General features: G+C 67.2%; 12 protein-coding genes. 5 read left to right on the forward strand and 7 right to left on the reverse strand.

Translation table 11 applies throughout. From position 1 onward, the window contains the following. Positions 1 to 51: 51 nt before the first annotated feature. From ISP25_RS09375 to xerD, 4 genes are all read right to left on the reverse strand, one after another. Positions 52 to 930: a glycosyltransferase family 2 protein gene (locus ISP25_RS09375; protein WP_404613407.1), complete on the reverse strand. Its 879-nt coding sequence runs from the start codon at positions 928 to 930 to the stop codon at positions 52 to 54. Between the two features lie 114 nt (positions 931 to 1,044). After that, positions 1,045 to 4,917 (reverse strand): phosphoribosylformylglycinamidine synthase, encoded by a 3,873-nt coding sequence (purL, locus tag ISP25_RS09380; RefSeq protein WP_404613409.1) that lies wholly within the window; start codon positions 4,915 to 4,917, stop codon positions 1,045 to 1,047. Positions 4,918 to 5,133: 216 nt separating this feature from the next. After that, positions 5,134 to 5,907 (reverse strand): DsbC family protein, encoded by a 774-nt coding sequence (locus ISP25_RS09385; RefSeq protein ID WP_404613411.1) that lies wholly within the window; start codon positions 5,905 to 5,907, stop codon positions 5,134 to 5,136. Positions 5,908 to 5,986: 79 nt separating this feature from the next. Next, entirely contained in the window at positions 5,987 to 6,901 is a 915-nt protein-coding gene (gene xerD, locus ISP25_RS09390; protein ID WP_404613413.1) for a site-specific tyrosine recombinase XerD, read from the reverse strand. Between the two features lie 44 nt (positions 6,902 to 6,945). On the opposite strand from xerD, the gene ISP25_RS09395 reads away from it, so the two are divergent. From ISP25_RS09395 to ISP25_RS09405, 3 genes are all read left to right on the forward strand, one after another. Further along, positions 6,946 to 7,443: an RDD family protein gene (locus ISP25_RS09395; RefSeq protein WP_404613415.1), complete on the forward strand. Its 498-nt coding sequence runs from the start codon at positions 6,946 to 6,948 to the stop codon at positions 7,441 to 7,443. Positions 7,444 to 7,529: 86 nt separating this feature from the next. Then, complete coding sequence (locus ISP25_RS09400; RefSeq protein ID WP_404613417.1) at positions 7,530 to 8,783, forward strand: polyhydroxyalkanoate depolymerase; 1,254 nt, start codon at positions 7,530 to 7,532, stop codon at positions 8,781 to 8,783. A 220-nt stretch (positions 8,784 to 9,003) separates the two neighbouring features. Continuing rightward, positions 9,004 to 9,582, forward strand: a complete 579-nt coding sequence (locus ISP25_RS09405; RefSeq protein WP_404613419.1) for a hypothetical protein — start codon at positions 9,004 to 9,006, stop codon at positions 9,580 to 9,582. Between the two features lie 107 nt (positions 9,583 to 9,689). Here ISP25_RS09405 and ISP25_RS09410 read toward each other — a convergent pair whose 3' ends face one another. Continuing rightward, the gene (locus ISP25_RS09410) at positions 9,690 to 10,025 is read right to left on the reverse strand and encodes an MGMT family protein (protein ID WP_404613421.1); all 336 of its coding nucleotides are present in this window, start codon (positions 10,023 to 10,025) and stop codon (positions 9,690 to 9,692) included. A gap of 79 nt (positions 10,026 to 10,104) precedes the next feature. On the opposite strand from ISP25_RS09410, the gene ISP25_RS09415 reads away from it, so the two are divergent. Then, on the forward strand, positions 10,105 to 10,509 hold the full coding sequence (locus ISP25_RS09415) for a hypothetical protein (RefSeq protein ID WP_192154036.1): 405 nt from the start codon (positions 10,105 to 10,107) through the stop codon (positions 10,507 to 10,509). 161 nt (positions 10,510 to 10,670) lie between these two features. Here the strand turns inward: ISP25_RS09415 and ISP25_RS09420 are convergent, their stop codons facing one another. Both ISP25_RS09420 and ISP25_RS09425 read right to left on the reverse strand, forming a co-directional pair. Beyond that, positions 10,671 to 11,795: an inorganic phosphate transporter gene (locus ISP25_RS09420; protein WP_192154034.1), complete on the reverse strand. Its 1,125-nt coding sequence runs from the start codon at positions 11,793 to 11,795 to the stop codon at positions 10,671 to 10,673. Next, the gene (locus tag ISP25_RS09425) at positions 11,792 to 12,421 is read right to left on the reverse strand and encodes a DUF47 domain-containing protein (protein WP_192104970.1); all 630 of its coding nucleotides are present in this window, start codon (positions 12,419 to 12,421) and stop codon (positions 11,792 to 11,794) included. The genes ISP25_RS09420 and ISP25_RS09425 overlap by 4 nt, the downstream gene beginning before the upstream one ends. 131 nt (positions 12,422 to 12,552) lie before the next feature. Between ISP25_RS09425 and ISP25_RS09430 the strand changes: the two genes are divergently transcribed. Then, a complete protein-coding gene (locus ISP25_RS09430; protein ID WP_192154032.1) occupies positions 12,553 to 13,878 on the forward strand; it encodes a hemolysin family protein in 1,326 nt (441 codons plus the stop codon). The last annotated feature ends 1 nt before the right edge of the window (position 13,879 follow it).

Below are 13,879 nucleotides of genomic sequence, written 5' to 3' on the forward strand. Positions count from 1 at the left end.
CGAGGAGTGGCGGGGTGACGTGGGAGAAGCGTGATGCCGCGGATCGCTCGCCTATTTTCCCGACGCTCTTCGCATCAGCTGGCCGGGAAGCTGCACAAGAAAGTGCGCCCAGATGCCCAGCCACACCGTTGCCGCCACGAGCGGATTGCGGGCGGCGGGATCGAACTTGCGGAACCAGCGCCACATGCCGCGATGCTTGTGGCGACTCACGAAAATCGGCCGGTGCCGGCTGGACCCGCCCTTGGTGTGCGGTACGCGCACGTCGCCCGCCAGCATCACGCGCCAACCGGCATCGCGCACGCGTCGGCACAGGTCCAGATCCTCGCAATGCAGGAAATAACCCTCGTCGAAACCATGCAACCGCTCGAACACGTGGCGCGGCAGCAGCATCAATGCGCCGGACACCGCCTCGGCCTCGACCAGACCATCCGGCATCGCGCCCTCGACTTCGACACGCTCGCCCTTGCCGCCGGAGAGGCTGGCCAGCGCGCGACGCAACAGCGGATCGCGCCGATGCGAGGCGGGATCGGGCACGCCCTGCTCATCGCAGGCCACGGCGCCAAGCAGGCCAACCTGCTTCTCGCTCGCGAACACGGCAAGCAGGCGGTCGAGGCTGGTCTGCTCGAGCAGGCAATCGGGATTGAGCACCAGCAGCAACTCGCCCTTCGCCTGCGCCGCCGCGCGGTTCACCGCCCGACCAAAGCCGAGGTTGGTATGGCTCTGGATCAATCGAAATCGCGGATCGTGCTCGCGCGCGCGCGCCACCGCTTGCGGCACGCCGTCAGCCGAGGCGTTGTCGATCAGCAACAGCTCCAGCGACGTGGTGCAGGCAAGCACGTGGCGCACGCAGTCGCGCAGCCCCGGGCCGCTGTCGGCGGACACCACGATGACGCTGAGCGGCAATGGCGAGAAGGGAGAAGGTATGTTCACGGCGCAAGTATGCGGCAGGAAATGTGCAGCGGGTGTACCAGGTCGGCCATTCCGTCTCACCCGGAGGGGAAGCGCCGGCAGCCATCGGCTACCGGCACCTTTATGCGGGCTTGCTCAGCCGCACCACACCCTAGCGTTGCGGAACATGCGCATCCACGGCGAATCCTCGCCCCACTTCTCCGGATGCCAGCTCATCTGCACGCTGCGGAACACGCGCTCCGGATGCGGCATCAGGATGGTCACGCGGCCATCGGCGGCGGTGAAGCCAGCCAGGCCACCGGGCGAGCCGTTGGTATTGAGCGGGAAGTGTTCGGTCGGCTTGCCGCGGTTGTCCACGAAACGCACCGCAGCCTGCGCCTTGGACGGGCTGCACGTGTTGGGGAAATGCACGCGCCCCTCGCCGTGCGCCACCGCCACCGGGATGCGCGAACCGGCCATGCCCTTGAAGAACAGGCTGGGCGAATCCAGCAACTCCAGCGTCGCCACGCGCGCCTCGTACTGCTCGGAGGCGTTGCGCAGGAACTTCGGCCAGTGCTGCGCACCAGGGATGATGTCCTTGAGCTGGCTCATCATCTGGCAACCGTTGCACACGCCCAGCGCGAACTTCGTCGGGTCGGCAAAGAACGCGGTGAACTCCGCACGCAGGTAGTCGTTGTAAAGGATCGAAGTGGCCCAGCCGCGGCCCGCACCGAGCACGTCGCCGTAGGAGAAGCCGCCGCATGCTGCGAAACCGCGGAAGTCGGAGAGCTTGATGCGCCCGCTGGCGAGGTCGGACATGTGCACGTCCACTGCCTCGAAGCCGGCGCGGGTGAACGCGGCGGCCATTTCCACCTGGCCGTTGACGCCCTGCTCGCGCAGGATCGCCACGCGCGGCTTCGCGCCACCGGCGATCGCCGCGTGGATCAGCGGCGCGGCGATGTCCTCGGCCGGGTCGAACGTGAGCTTGGGATTGAGGCCGGGATCGGCGTCGTCCAACCGCCATTCCAGTTCGGCGTCCGCGCTGGCGGGGTTGTCGCGCAACTGCTGCATGGCGTGGCTGGTCTCGTTCCACGCGCGGTACAAGGTGCTCCAGTTCCACTTGAACAACGTCTCGCCGCCGGCGAAGAGCTTGATGCCCAGCTTCTCCTTGGGGCGGCCGATGCGATAGCTCATGCCGGCGAGATCGTGCTTCACCAGCAGCGCCTCGAAGGCTTCGCGGTTCGCCTTGGCCACCTGCAGCACCGCGCCCAGTTCCTCGTTGAACAGCGCGCGCAGCGCGGCGTCGGCCCAGCCGTCGAGCTGGATTTCCAGGCCGCAGTGGCCAGCGAAGGCCATCTCCAGCAGGGTGACGATGACGCCGCCGTCGGAACGGTCGTGGTAAGCCAGCAGCAGGCCGCTGCGGTTCGCCTCCTGCACCAGCTCGAACAGCGAGCGCAGGCGCTTGGCGTCGTCCAGATCCGGCGGCACGCCGCCGCTGCGGTTGAACACCTGGGTCAGCGCGGAGGCACCGAGACGGTCGCGGCCGGCGCCGAGGTCGAGCAGCCACAGGTCGGTGTCGCCGCGGTCGAGCTTGAGCTGCGGCGTGAGCGTGCGGCGCACGTCGTCCACACGTGCGAAGCCGGTGATGACCAGCGACACCGGTGCAACAGTACGTTGTGCGGTCGCGCCGTCCTTCCACACGGTCTGCATGGAGAGCGAGTCCTTGCCCACCGGAATGGAGATGTCCAGCTGCGGGCACAGCTCCATGCCGACCGCCTTCACCGCATCGAACAATGCGGCGTCGTCGCCGGGGTGATTCACCGCAGCCATCCAGTTCGCCGACAAACGGATCTCGCCCAGCGAAGCAATCGGCGCCGCGGCGAGGTTGGTGATCGCCTCGCCCACTGCCAGCCGCGCTGCATCGGCACTGCCGAGCAGCGCCACCGGCGCGCGTTCGGCCATCGCCATCGCCTCGCCACGATAGCCGTCGAAGTCCGCCATCGTCACTGCGCAATCGGCCACCGGCACCTGCCACGGACCGACCATCGGGTCGCGGTGATTGAGGCCGCCCACGGTGCGGTCGCCGATATTGATCAGGAAGCTCTTGCTGCCCACGGTGGGCAGACGCAGCACGCGCAGCAGCGCCTCGTCCATGCCGATGCCGGTGAGGTCGGGCACCAGGTCCACGCGCGGCTTGATGCGCTTCGCCTCGCGATGCATGCGCGGCGGCTTGCCGAACAGCACGTCCATCGGCAGGTCGATCACCGTAAGGTCGCGGCGCGGATCGGTGACGCGCAGCACGCGCGCTTCCGTGGCCGTGCCGACCACGGCGTACGGGCAGCGTTCGCGCACGCAATACGCCTCGAACTCCGGCAGGTTTTCCTGCGCGATGCCGAGCACGTAGCGTTCCTGCGATTCGTTGCTCCATACCTGCATCGGCGACAGCGAAGGATCGTCGCAGGGCACTTTGGAGAGATCGATCTCGCCGCCCACGCCGGCATCGTTGAGCAGTTCGGGAATCGCATTGGACAGGCCGCCCGCGCCCACGTCGTGGATGCTGACGATGGGATTGTTGCTGCCGCGCGCCCAGCAGGCGTCGATCACCTGCTGGCAGCGGCGCTCCATCTCGGCGTTGTCGCGCTGCACGGAAGCGAAGTCCAGCTCGGCGCTCGACGCACCGGAAGCCACCGAGGAGGCCGCGCCGCCGCCGAGGCCGATCAGCATCGCCGGACCGCCCAGCACGATCACCGCGTGGCCGGGCCGGATCTCGTGCTTCTGCACATCCGCGCTGCGGATGTTGGCGAGACCGCCCGCCAGCATGATGGGCTTGTCGTAGCCGCGGCGCACGCCGGCTTCGCCGGTCTCGTGCTCGTAGGTGCGGAAATAACCGCCGAGGCACGGACGGCCGAATTCGTTGTTGAACGCCGCGGCACCCAGCGGGCCGTCGCGCATGATCTCGAACGCGCTGGCCATGCGCGGCGGCAACGGGCGATCCACTTCCCACGGCTGCGGACGACCGGGGATGCGCAGATCGGATACCGAGAAGCCGGTAAGGCCGGCCTTGGGCTTGGCGCCACGGCCGGTCGCGCCTTCATCGCGGATCTCGCCACCGGCACCCGTCGCAGCGCCGGGCCACGGCGCGATGGCGGTGGGATGGTTGTGCGTCTCGACCTTGATCGCGTAGTCGATCTGCTCTTCGCGCGCGCGCCACACGCCGCTCTCGTCGCTGAAAAAGCGCTTGCCCATGCTGCCTTCGATCACCGCCGCGTTGTCCTTGTAGGCGGACAACGTGTGGGCGGGCGAATGCTGGTGCGTGTTCTTGATCATGGCGAACAGGCTCTTGTCCTGTTCCTGACCGTCCACCGTCCAGCTGGCGTTGAACACCTTGTGGCGGCAGTGCTCGGAGTTCGCCTGGGCGAACATGAAAAGCTCGGCGTCGGTAGGGTCGCGGCCCAGTTCGGCGTAACGCGCGGCGAGATAGTCGATCTCGTCCTCGGCCAGCGCCAGGCCCAGTTCCTTGTTTGCCCGCGAAAGCGCCGCCCCGGCGTCGCCACCCAGCGCGATATGCACCAGATCGCCTGGCCGGCCGGCAAGGAACAGGCTCTGCGCGCCGGCCAGCGAATCCAGCACCGACTGGGTCATCGCGTCGTGCAGGAGACTCAGCACCGCATCGTGGGCAGGCGTATTCGCCGCAGGCATGCCGGCGAGCTGCCACGCCATTCCGCGCTCCACCCGGCGCAGGTCGAAACCGGCGCCATGCAGGATGTCGGTGGCCTTGCTCGACCATGGCGAGATCGTGCCCAGCCGTGGCACTACCCAGAGCGTGGCCGGTGCGGGAGCGGCATCCTTGGCCTCCAGTACTTCCAGCAGGCGCTGGCGCAACGCACCCTCCGGCGGCGCGGCGGCATCGAGGAAATACACGTACCAGGCCGCCTGCACGTGCGCCCCGCGATGCAGTGCATCGAGGCGGGCGTTGAGGCGTTCGAGGCGGAAGGACGAAAGGGCGCTCTGCCCGTCGAGTGCGATCATGCGGGGAACGGAGCTATGCGAGTGGAAACGCATATTCTAACTGATGCTGCAGTACGGCATAACCGGGGGAGGGGTGCTCTCCCGGATGTTTGTGCGACCGAGGAGCCGCGGCGGCTCGCCTGCATGGCGTTTTGGCGGTCTTTTGGCGCTTTTCGTTGCAGGTTCGGGATTTTGTTGCAAGCGACGGAGCGGTTTCCGGCGACTGCCTGCACCAGCTCAATCCTTCTGCAACGCCTGCAGCAACTGCAACGGCGTGAGATAGCCCCCAATCTGGCGCCCGCTGGCGGTAAAGATGGCCGGCGTGCCGTTGACGCCCAGCCGCATGCCCAGATCAAACTCCTGCTGCACAGGGTTGACGCAACTGGCGGGCTTGGGTTCGCGCCCGGCGAACGCACCATCGAGCGCGGCCTTGGGGTCGGTGGCACACCAGGCCGACACCATGGCCTTGTAGGTTTCCGTGGGGCGTCCCGTCTCGTCTTCCACGCCCGAGCGCGGCCATGCCATGTAGTCGACCGCGATGCCGGCCTGGTTCAGCTCGGCCATGTGTTCGTGCAGTACCCGGCAATACGGGCAGGTGACGTCGGTGAACACGGTGATGCGGTATTTCGGATTGGCGGGTGCGTACTCGATGCGCGCGGCTGCCGGCACCTTGGCCAGTTCGGCCTTGCGAAACGCCGCCCAAGCGGCATCGTTGACGCTCTTCTTCGCGTCGAGATCGACCAGTTCGCCGTTCATCAGGTACTTGCCGTCGGCGCTCACGTAAAGCAGCTGGCCGGAGGCGATCACCTGGTAGAAGCCGGGCAGCGGCGCACGGTTCACCACATCCACCTGCACGCCCGGCGCCAGCTTGGCGAGTGCCCGCTGCACCACCTGCACCGCGGATGCGTCGACGCCACTACCCAGCGTCGTGGCCGCAGCGGAGTTGCCGGCCGCACAGGCAGTCAGGACGAATCCGCTGACGCACGCGGCCAGCAACAACTTCTTCAACATCTTGCACCTCGATGGCCGCGGGGAGACGGCAGCGTCCCGATTTTCGCACAACCGCCCTTCTCGCCTGTGAACCGGCGTCTCAACCACGCGGATGGTGCTGTGCATGCAGCCGCTTCAACCCCTCCTTCGCGACCAGGGTGTAGATCTGCGTGGTGCTGAGCGCGCTATGGCCCAGCAGCATCTGCAGTGCGCGCAGGTCCGCGCCGTGGTTGAGCAGATGGGTGGCGAAAGAGTGGCGCAACACGTGCGGCGAGATGCGCTTCGACTGGATGCCGACCCTGAGCGCATGGCGCTTCACCAGCGTCCAGAACATCTGCCGCGTCATGCCTTCGCCACGCTTGCTGAGGAACAGCGCCACGGGCTGGCGTCCTCTCGCCAGCGCGGGACGCGCGCTCGCGAGATAGTTCTCGATCCAACCCAGCGCCACCTCGCCCACCGGCACGAGACGATCCTTGCCGCCCTTGCCGGTGATGCGCAGCACACCCTGCCGCGGGTTCAACGCGGCCAGCGGCAACTCCACCAGTTCGGACACACGCAGGCCCGAGGCGTACATCAGCTCCAGCATCGCGCGATCACGCAGGCCCAACATGCCGTCGGTGTCCGGCGCGTTCAGCAGGGCCTCGATCTCTCGCTCGGCCAGCGCCTTGGGCAGGCTGCGCGGCATGCGCGGACGCTCGATCAGCAACGTGGGGTCGTCTGCACCCGGCGTCTCGCGTGAACGGAGCGCGTAGTAGCGGCGAAATGCCGATTGCCGCCGCGCCATCGAGCGCACCGCCGCCGGCTGCATGCCGTGGTAGGCGGAAATGTCCTCGCGCCGCGCATCGTGCAGCGATCGCCCGCGCCCGGCCAGCCAGCGCGCAAGCGCTTCGAGATCGCGGCGATACGCCTCCAGCGTGCGGTCGGCGAGGCCGTCCTCCGACCACACGCGCTCGATGAAGGCGTCGATGTTCGCGGCATCTGCTTCGGCGATACTGGGAGAGTCTTCCTTCTTCATGCGCGCCATGCTGGACATGGCGCCAAGCGAGTGCAAGCCGCCCGATGAACGCCGCCAACCTGCCCTGCCCGCTGTGGCGTCGCCTGGTCGCGCTGGTCTACGACCTCCTGATCGTGGTCGCGATCGTGATGGTGGTCGGCCTGCTGTGTCAGCTCGCCACCGGCGGCAAGCTGATCGCCACTGGCACGCATGCCATGGTTCCGCTGTGGTACCAGGCACTGCAATGCGTGGTGGTGGCTGCGTACTTCGTCGCTTCCTGGCGGCGCGGCGGCCAGACCGTCGGCATGCGTCCCTGGCGCATCCGGGTGAGCCGCGACGACGGCGGCACGATCAGCCTGCTGCAAGCCGTGGTTCGCGTATCGGCGGCCGCTGCCCCCATGCTGCTGCTGGCGCTGGAGCCGACGCTCGGCCTGCACACGACGCTGTGGGCGGTGCTGGCTGCGTGGGCCTTGTGGTTCGGGGTGGCGTTGTTCGATCCGCGCCGCCGTGCGCTGCACGACATCGCCGCGGATACCGAAGTACGTCGCCTGCCCGCCTCCTGAGCGATCCGGCGGCCGTCATGCGGCGGCGCAGCAGAAATCGGCGGTCCGCGCTAAAATGGCGAACTTTTAGCCAGGCGGATCGCCTCATGCTCTATCAGATCCACGAGTGGCAACGCGCCTTCCTGGGCCCGCTCAGCCATTTCGCCGACGCCAGCGCGCAGATGCTCAACGATGCGAACAACCCGTTCGCCTCCTGGCCCGCCACGCAACGGCTGGCCGCCGGCTATGAGCTGATCCATCGCCTCGGCAAGGATTACGAGAAGCCAGCTTTCGGCATCCATCAGGTCGAAGCGCACGGCCATGAGATCGCGGTGATCGAGCGCGTGGCGCTGGATACGCCGTTTTGCCAGCTGAAGCGCTTCAAGCGCTTCAGCGACGAGCAGGCCATCGTCGAGACGATGAAGAACGACCCGGTAGTGCTGGTGGTCGCACCGCTGTCCGGGCACCACGCCACCCTGTTGCGCGACACCGTGCGCACCCTGTTGCGCGAGCACAAGGTGTACGTCACCGACTGGGTGGACGCGCGCATGGTGCCGGCCGAAGCGGGACCGTTCGGACTGGACGACTACGTGGCGCTGATCGAGCGCTTCATCCGCCATATCGGCGCCGAATCGCTGCACGTGATCTCGGTATGCCAGCCCACCGTACCGGTGCTGGCAGCGGTATCGCTGATGGCGGCGCGCGGCGAGCCCACGCCGCGCAGCCTTACCATGATGGGCGGCCCGATCGACCCGCGGCGCAGCCCGACCAGCGTCAACAATCTCGCCACTACGCAACCGCTGTCGTGGTTCAAGGGCAGCGTGATCCACACCGTGCCGCCGAACTATCCCGGCCGCGGTCGCGAGGTGTATCCAGGCTTCCTGCAACATGCCGGATTCATCGCGATGAATCCGGGCCGCCATCTGCAATCGCACTGGGATTTCTACGAGAACCTGCTGCGCGGCGACCTGGACGACGCCCAGTCGCACCGCAAGTTCTACGACGAATACAACGCCGTGCTCGACCTGCCGGCGGAGTTCTATCTCGACACCATCGCAGCTGTGTTCCAGCAGTTCCTGCTGCCGCGCGGCCTGTGGGACGTGAACGGCGAGCGCGTGACGCCTGCAGCGATCAGGACCAGCGCCCTGTTCACCGTGGAAGGCGAGCTGGACGACATCTCCGGCCTCGGCCAGACCCAGGCCGCGCACGATCTGTGCAGCAGCATCCCGGCCAAGCGTCGGGCACACAAGGTGATCGAGGGTGCCGGCCACTACGGCATCTTCAGCGGCCGACGCTGGCGCGAGGTGGTCTACCCACAGGTGCGGGAGTTCATCCGGCGCTTCGACAAGCCGACGGTCTGAGCGACAGGCAGGACAAATACGCGCTACCCAACCCGTTTTCGAACAGGGGACGTGACGATACCCATGCCGACAAGGCGCTCCGCCTCCTGCCTGGTTTCACGGCAAGCGGATGACAAGCGTCACTGCCGGTACAGGGGCGAGGCTCGCAGAATCACCGCATCCGGCTGGGTGCGCGACGTAGCGCATCCGCTTCTTCCGATGCCTTGACGGGGTACCTGCCATGTCGCTGCTACTGGGAAAAGTGGACGAAACGAACGTGGCGCGTACGCGCGGCATCCTCAGCGGCGCGACCGTGCTCGGTGCAGGCGGTGCGGCCTGGTGTTTTGCCGCGCTGCTCAACTGGAACGCCCGCTCCGCCTGGGCCATCCCGGGCGCCATGGTCGCAACCATCGCCCTGCTCGGCCTGTGCGCCGCCCGCCTGTTGGCAACGCGCCGAACCCGCAGCGCCGACGACCCAGCCGCATCCGCTGCCGGCAAACGCGCCGGCATCTGGTTCGGCATCATCTTCGGAGCCGAGGCCGCGCTGATCGCCATCAGCTCGGTGTTGCTTGCGCGCGGCGGACTGGGGCTGTGGATACCCGCGACGGCGGCACTCATCGTCGGCATCCACTTTCTGCCGCTGGCCCGCGTATTCGCCGCACCGATCTATTACGGCACCGGCATCTTCAGCGTACTCGGCGTCCTTGCCTGCCTGCTGATTCCCGACATGGCGCTGCGCCTGCTATGCGTGGGCTTGGTGATGGCTGCAGTGCTGTGGGTCACGTCATGGCTGCTGCTGTGGCGCACCCGCCTGGGCTGACGGGCTCGGTCGCGCAGCATTCGAAAACCAGGATTCGAAACGTATGCATGGCCCCGCCGCGTTCGGTGTGGCCGGCATCGCGTCGACCTGATTCGCTGCGACCCCGCTCAAATAGCGCCCCACAGCGCACGGTCGAGATCGGCATCCAGCCCGAACGCGCTGAGCGCCACGCGGCCGTTCTTCACTTCCACACCCTCGGCGCACAACCGCCGCACCTGTTCGCGGAAGCCGCGGCTGCCCTTGGGCAGGGCGATCTCGCCCGAGGAACGCAGGACGCGGAACCATGGCAACTCCATCCCATCGGGCACTTCGCCCAGCAGCTTGCCAACCAGCCGCGCCCGCCCCGGCAGGCCGGCACGGGCGGCAATAGCGCCGTAGCTGGCCACGCGCCCGGGCGGAATCGCGGCGATGGCGGCATAGACGCGGGCGTGGCTGTCTTGCATGGCGATAACAGAGCCTTGACCAAGCCGGGTGGCAGACGTGTCAGAGTAGCAGCGCCATGGTCAGCCTCGGGGGCAACCTATGCACCACTTCGAAGCCGTGCGTTCCCACCTGGGCAGCTTGCACGGGCTGCGTCAGAACGATCCCTACCTCATCAGCTTCGATCTGAGCCTGCCGCATGGCCGCCATCAGGGCATCTATCTGGCCGAACTGGAAACCGAATCGGGCCACCGCTATCTGCGCATCTCCACGCCCATAGGCCCGTTGGCGGGCACGGATGCGCAGCGCTGCCTGCGCTTCAACTGGGAGCAGCGCTGCGGCTTCCTCGCCGTGGCCGACCTGGATGGCGCGCCCTACCTGCACCTGTGCGAAAACCGCCCCTACGAATTGCTCGATGAGGGCGAGCTGCAGCGCTTGATCGTGGAACTGGGCCGGTTGGGCGACCAGCTCGAACAACTGGTCGCCAGCGGCAGCGACGCGTTCTAGGAGCGTGGGCGGTAGAAACGTTCGCGGCGAGAAGCCTGCCGCGCGAGGACAGTTTTTCGACGGTTCTCCGACCCATAGTCGGCGCTATGGGCCAAGAAGCGGCGGGAAAATGGACGGCGTGGCGGGCTCCGCGGCCTGGACGGCTTCTACCGCCCACGCTCCTAGCCCAGCAGGCGAGCGATCCGGACGAAGCCCCATGCGACCAGCGCGGTGATCGGCAAGGTGAGGATCCATGCCCACACCATGCGCTCCACCACCGACCACCGGATGGCGTTGGAACGCTTTGCCGAGCCCACGCCCATGATCGCGGACGACACCACGTGGGTGGTGGACACCGGCAGGCCGAACGCCGAAGCGCCCAGGATCACGATGGCCGAACTGCCCTCGGCCGCGAAGCCGTTGATCGGATGCAGCTTCACCATCTTGTGGCCCAGTGTCTTGATGATGCGCCAGCCGCCACCAGCCGTACCGCCGGCCATGGTCAGCGCGCAAACCACCGCCACCCACGCCGGCACCACGAAGCCGCCGTGGGCGGAGCCGCTGATGCGCAGGAAATGCAGCCACCCCGGCAGATGATCGAACTGGCCCGCCGCGGTGGCGCTGGCCAGGGCCAGCGCGATGATGCCCATGCTCTTCTGCGCGTCGTTCATGCCGTGGGCCAGGCCCATGGCGCTGGCCGAGGCGATCTGCGCCTTGCCGAAGAAGCTGTTGACGAAGGGCGTGCGGCCGAGCAGCCGCAACCAGCCGCTGCGGCGCGAGAACCACGCCAACAATGCATAAAGGCCGCCCATCAGCAGGAAGCCGATCACCAGGCCCGCGAACGGCGACACCACCATCGGCACCACCACCTTCGGAATCACGCCCTTGCCCAGCCACCAGTGCGCGCCGCCCTGCGACCAGATCACCGCGTTGAAATGGTCGCCGGCTTCAGCCATTGCCGCACCTACCAGCGCCCCTACCAGGGCATGGCTGGAGCTGGAAGGCAGGCCCAGCCACCACGTGATGAGATTCCACACGATGGCCGCCAGCAGTGCGCAGATCAGCAACTGCGGGCCGGCCTCGACCACGCCGGTGTTGACGATGCCGGCGGCGATGGTGGCCGCCACCGCCGTGCCCCACAGCGCACCGATCAGGTTGGTCACCGCCGCCAGCAGCACCGCCTGACCCGGCGTGAGCACCTTGGTCGCCACCACCGTGGCGATCGAGTTGGCGGTGTCGTGGAAGCCGTTGATGTAGGTGAAGGCGAGTGCGATCAGCACCACCACTGCCACGAGTCCGAGGCTCATGAGTTCTTCAGCACGATCGAATAGACGATATTGCCAACGTCGCGGCACTTGTCGATGGCCTTCTCGATCAGCTCGAACAAGTCCTTTGCGAGCATCGCCTTCATGGCGTCGTTGCCTTCCACGTAAAGCGTGCGGTACGGCGCCAGCAGCATGCGGTCGCCTTCGGATTCCAGCGTCTGCAGGCGGTCCTGCAGCTTCTTCACCGGATCGATGCGCAGCCCGCGACGCAGTTCGCCGATCATCTCCACCACCACGGTGGCGGAGCGCTCCAGCACCAGTGCACGCTGGCCGAAGTCCACGCCCTGCAGGCGCACGGACACGATGTCGTAGCGCTCGGCGAACTTCTCCACCGATTTGGGGATCTTGTACAAGGCCGAATTCAGCGCCTCGATGTCCTCGCGATCCAGCGCGGTGACGAAGGTGTTCACCAGTTCCTCGCTGATCTTCGAGGCCAGCGATTTCTCGCGCGCACGGGTCGCCGCGAACGCGGCCATCACCGGCGCGTGATCGGCCTGGGTGACCAGCGCGTGCAGCGCCTTGGCACTTTCGTGCGCCGCCTCGGCGCTCTGCTCCAGCAAGCCGTAGAACTTGTCGCCTTTGCCGAAGATCGTCTGCAGTGAAAACATGCGGGTCGCGCCTTGGGTCGAATGGCGGCGATGTTACAGGACAGTTACCTCGCATCGCAGCATGGCGCCCCGTAACGGCGCCGGTTTAGCCGCTAAACTCCCTCAATGCATTCCGCCTCACGCCCCACGCGATGCTGACCGAAATCGCGCTCGTCCTCGTGCTCGCCCTGTGCAACGGCTTCTTCGCGCTGTCCGAGATGGCGCTGGTCGCCTCGCGCAAGAGCCGCCTCAAGCAGATGGCGCGCAGCAGCCGCCGCGCGACGGTGGCGTTGCGGCATGCCGAGAATCCGGAATATTTCCTCTCCACCATCCAGGTCGGCATCACCTTGATGATGCTGGTCACCGGCGCGGTGGCCGGCGACGCACTGGGCGCGCACATCGCCGACCTGCTGCACGGTGGCCACGCCGCGTGGCTGGAGCCCTACGCCCGCATCATCGGCGTGGTGCTGGGCTTCGTGCTGATCTCCTTCATCCAGATCGTGGTGGGCGAACTGGTGCCCAAGCGCCTGGCGCTGTCGGCACCGGAGAAGGTGTCGGCCATCGTGGCCATTCCCATGCTGCTGCTGTCGCGCGCCACCGCGCCGTTCGTGTGGCTGCTCAACACCGCCAGCAACCTGCTGCTGCGCGCGCTGGGTGTGCGCGGCCACAGCCATGCCGCCGCCACGGAAGAGGAAATCCGCCTGCTGGTGGCCGAAAGCGCCGAACAGGGCGTGCTGGACGCGGACGAACACGCCATGGTCAACCGCGTGCTGCGTCTCGGCGACCGCAGCGTGGACAGCGTGATGACGCCGCGCGTGCGCATTGCGTGGCTGGACATGGCCGCGCCGCGCGAGGAGAACGTGGAAGTGCTGCGGCAGACGCCGTACTCGCGCTACCCGGTGTACCGCGGCGACGAGAGCGAAGTGGTGGGCGTGGTCGAAGTGAAGCGCCTGCTGCAGTCTTTCGCCGAGGGCCGTCCGCAACTGTTCGAGCACCTTGCCAAGCCGCTGTACGTGCCGGCCACCGCGCGTGCACTCGACTTGCTGGAAGAGTTCCGCGACGCCGAAACCCCGCTAGCGCTGGTGGTGGACGAATACGGCGACATCGAGGGCGTGGTCACCGTCAACGACCTGCTCGCCGCGGTGGTCGGCGCCAGCCAGCTCGCCCACGGCGACACCGCGGAAAACGCGCCCATCGTCGAGCGTGCCGACGGCAGCTGGCTGATCGACGGCAGCCTGGCCACCGACGACCTGCGCGAACTGCTGCGCCTCGACCACCTGCCCGGCGAAGCCGAGCACGAATTCCGCACCGCCGCCGGCATGGTGATGGCCGCGCTCGGTCACATTCCGCAAGTCGGCGAGGTGTTCGCCTGGCAAGGCATCCGCTTCGAAGTGGTGGATCTGGACGGCGCGCGCATCGACAAGCTGCTGGTCACCCGCGAACCCACGCGCGAGAGCACGGACGAAGCCGAAGGGTAGG

Source organism: Rhodanobacter hydrolyticus (genome assembly GCF_044904645.1).

Excerpts from the sequence above, each read along its gene's own strand:
- purL (WP_404613409.1), bottom strand. The coding sequence starts at position 4,917 with ATGATCGCACTCGACGGGCAGAGCGCCCTTTCGTCCTTCCGCCTCGAA.
- ISP25_RS09385 (WP_404613411.1), bottom strand. The coding sequence starts at position 5,907 with ATGTTGAAGAAGTTGTTGCTGGCCGCGTGCGTCAGCGGATTCGTCCTG.
- xerD (WP_404613413.1), bottom strand. The coding sequence starts at position 6,901 with ATGAAGAAGGAAGACTCTCCCAGTATCGCCGAAGCAGATGCCGCGAAC.
- ISP25_RS09395 (WP_404613415.1), top strand. The coding sequence starts at position 6,946 with ATGAACGCCGCCAACCTGCCCTGCCCGCTGTGGCGTCGCCTGGTCGCG.
- ISP25_RS09400 (WP_404613417.1), top strand. The coding sequence starts at position 7,530 with ATGCTCTATCAGATCCACGAGTGGCAACGCGCCTTCCTGGGCCCGCTC.
- ISP25_RS09405 (WP_404613419.1), top strand. The coding sequence starts at position 9,004 with ATGTCGCTGCTACTGGGAAAAGTGGACGAAACGAACGTGGCGCGTACG.
- ISP25_RS09410 (WP_404613421.1), bottom strand. The coding sequence starts at position 10,025 with ATGCAAGACAGCCACGCCCGCGTCTATGCCGCCATCGCCGCGATTCCG.
- ISP25_RS09415 (WP_192154036.1), top strand. The coding sequence starts at position 10,105 with ATGCACCACTTCGAAGCCGTGCGTTCCCACCTGGGCAGCTTGCACGGG.
- ISP25_RS09420 (WP_192154034.1), bottom strand. The coding sequence starts at position 11,795 with ATGAGCCTCGGACTCGTGGCAGTGGTGGTGCTGATCGCACTCGCCTTC.
- ISP25_RS09425 (WP_192104970.1), bottom strand. The coding sequence starts at position 12,421 with ATGTTTTCACTGCAGACGATCTTCGGCAAAGGCGACAAGTTCTACGGC.
- ISP25_RS09430 (WP_192154032.1), top strand. The coding sequence starts at position 12,553 with ATGCTGACCGAAATCGCGCTCGTCCTCGTGCTCGCCCTGTGCAACGGC.